The sequence below is a fragment of the Bradyrhizobium sp. 62 genome, from assembly GCF_023073035.1.
In the GTDB taxonomy this organism is placed as follows: Bacteria; Pseudomonadota; Alphaproteobacteria; order Rhizobiales; family Xanthobacteraceae; genus Bradyrhizobium.
In genome coordinates, this window is record NZ_JADPIT010000015.1 from 514,155 (window position 1) to 516,154 (window position 2,000).

At 63.0% G+C, this 2,000-nt stretch carries 3 protein-coding genes; 1 reads left to right on the forward strand and 2 read right to left on the reverse strand.

Annotated elements, in window-relative coordinates:
- On the forward strand, positions 1-648 hold a 648-nt coding region (locus IVB47_RS12800; RefSeq protein ID WP_247461978.1), incomplete at its 5' end, for an outer membrane beta-barrel protein.
- Between the two features lie 109 nt (positions 649-757).
- Here IVB47_RS12800 and IVB47_RS12805 read toward each other — a convergent pair.
- Positions 758-1,528 carry a glucose 1-dehydrogenase gene (locus tag IVB47_RS12805; protein WP_027569871.1) on the reverse strand — a complete coding sequence of 257 codons (771 nt, stop codon included), beginning with the start codon at positions 1,526-1,528 and terminating at the stop codon, positions 758-760.
- A gap of 21 nt (positions 1,529-1,549) precedes the next feature.
- Entirely contained in the window at positions 1,550-1,735 is a 186-nt protein-coding gene (locus tag IVB47_RS12810; RefSeq protein ID WP_007609848.1) for a hypothetical protein, read from the reverse strand.
- Positions 1,736-2,000: the final 265 nt, after the last annotated feature.

The window sequence follows — 2,000 nt, forward strand, 5'->3', positions numbered from 1 at the left end:
TTCAACTGGACCGGCTTTTATGTCGGCGGTCACATCGGCGGAGCATGGACCAACGAGCAGTTCATCAACAACGGGACCGGCGCGCCGTTCGGCGATCTGACCCCGGGGCAGGGCTACCGTCAGCGCAACTCCGGCATCCTGGGCGGCGCCCAGATCGGCTACAATTGGCAGGCCAACAACTACGTGTTCGGTATGGAAGGCACGATCTCGGGCCTCGACAACAAGGGCTCGTTCTTGAACACCGCGTTCGGCGCGGGTGACGACGTGTTCTCCTGGCGCGCCAATGTGCTTGCCACCGTCGTTGGTCGCGCGGGCTTCGCCGTGCAGAACAACCTGTTCTACGTCAAGGGCGGCTATGCCGGCGTGAACAACCGTCTGTCGGTCACCGATACGGTCGGTCCGGCCACCGGTTCTGGCGGTCAGACCCATTGGGCCAACGGCTGGACCGTCGGTGCCGGCTGGGAATACGGCATCACCCGCAACTGGATCGTCGGCCTCGAATACAATTACGCAGCTTTCGGTAGCCAGACCTATCAGCTCGGCGGCACCTCGGGCAATTACAGCTTCGATGCCAAGCCGCGCGACCTCCAGTGGGCCGTCGTGCGCGCCAGCTACAAGTTCGACGCGCCTGTGATCGCCCGCTACTGAGTGGGTCAACGAACGACCAAGCAACCATAAAAGACGATCACTGCCCAAATTCAAAAGCCCCGGCATTGTCCGGGGCTTCTTTTTTGTGTGCAGGTTTCTGGCGTACGGCCTACGCCATCACCGAGAACCCGCCATCGACGGGGATCGCGGTGCCGGTGACGAAGTTAGACGCGGACGAGGCAAGGAACACCGTGATGCCGGCGAAGTCGTCGATGTCGCCCCACCGCCCCGCCGGCGTGCGTGCCAGCACCCGCTCGTGCAATCCCGATACCTGCTGCCGCGCACCGCGGGTCAGGTCGGTGTCGATCCAGCCGGGAAGGATGGCATTGACCTGGATGTTGTCGGGCGCCCAGGCATTGGCGCAGGCGCGCGTGTACTGAACGATACCGCCCTTGCTCGCCGCATAGGCCGTTGCGAAGCTCGCGCCGAAGATCGACATCATCGAGCCGATGTTGATCACCTTCCCGTTGCCGGACGCCTTCAGCGCCGGATAGGCCAGCTTCGAGCACAGGAAGGCGCTGGTGAGGTTGGTGTTGATCACCGTATTCCATTCGTCGAGCTCGAGCTCGTGCGGCGGCTTGCGGATGCTCATGCCGGCATTGTTGATGAGGATGTCGATGCGGCCGAGATCCCCGACGACACGCTCGACCATCGCGGCGATGGCCGCCTTGTCGGTGACGTCGGTGGCAACACTGATCGCCTTCACACCGCGTTGACTGAGATCGGCCACGGCGGCGGCCGATTTGGTTTCGTTGCGTCCGACCACGGCGATGTTGGCGCCGGCATCGGCGAGGCCGCGGGCCATGCCGAGCCCGATGCCGCCATTGCCTCCCGTGACGATCGCGACCTTGCCGCGGAGATCGAACCGACTGGATGTCATGCTGCTGTTCCCTGGTTTCTTCTATTGGTTACTCTGCCAGATCAGCACCAGCCCAAAGCCGGCCATGGCTGCGCCATAGCCGGCCCATTGCAACTGGTTGACCATGAAGCTCGATCGCGGCCACGCGACGGTGCCCGTGCCCTGTCCGATCCAGAGCAGCCCGACGGCAAGGGCAAACAGGCCTGCGATCAGCAGAAATCTGCGCATGCATTCCTCCCCATAGGTCCGCTTCTGTCGTGACGCGGCATGACCACTGCCGCGGCCCGAAAACTTGCCGGGAGACTAGCCGTAGCCGTGGTTCGGATACAATGGCCGCTGATGCAGGCCGCAGGGCGGATGCATGTCCATACGCAAGGTCCGCTGAAGCACTGTACAACGAAAAAGCCCCGGACGATGCCGGGGCTTTAACGTCTGAACTTGCGTTCGGATCAGTACTTCGCGACGACCGGACCGGTCCAGTTGAAGCGGTAGA

Coding starts and splice junctions, on each gene's coding strand:
- IVB47_RS12805 (WP_027569871.1), bottom strand. CDS start 1,528: ATGACATCCAGTCGGTTCGATCTCCGCGGCAAGGTCGCGATCGTCACG.
- IVB47_RS12810 (WP_007609848.1), bottom strand. CDS start 1,735: ATGCGCAGATTTCTGCTGATCGCAGGCCTGTTTGCCCTTGCCGTCGGG.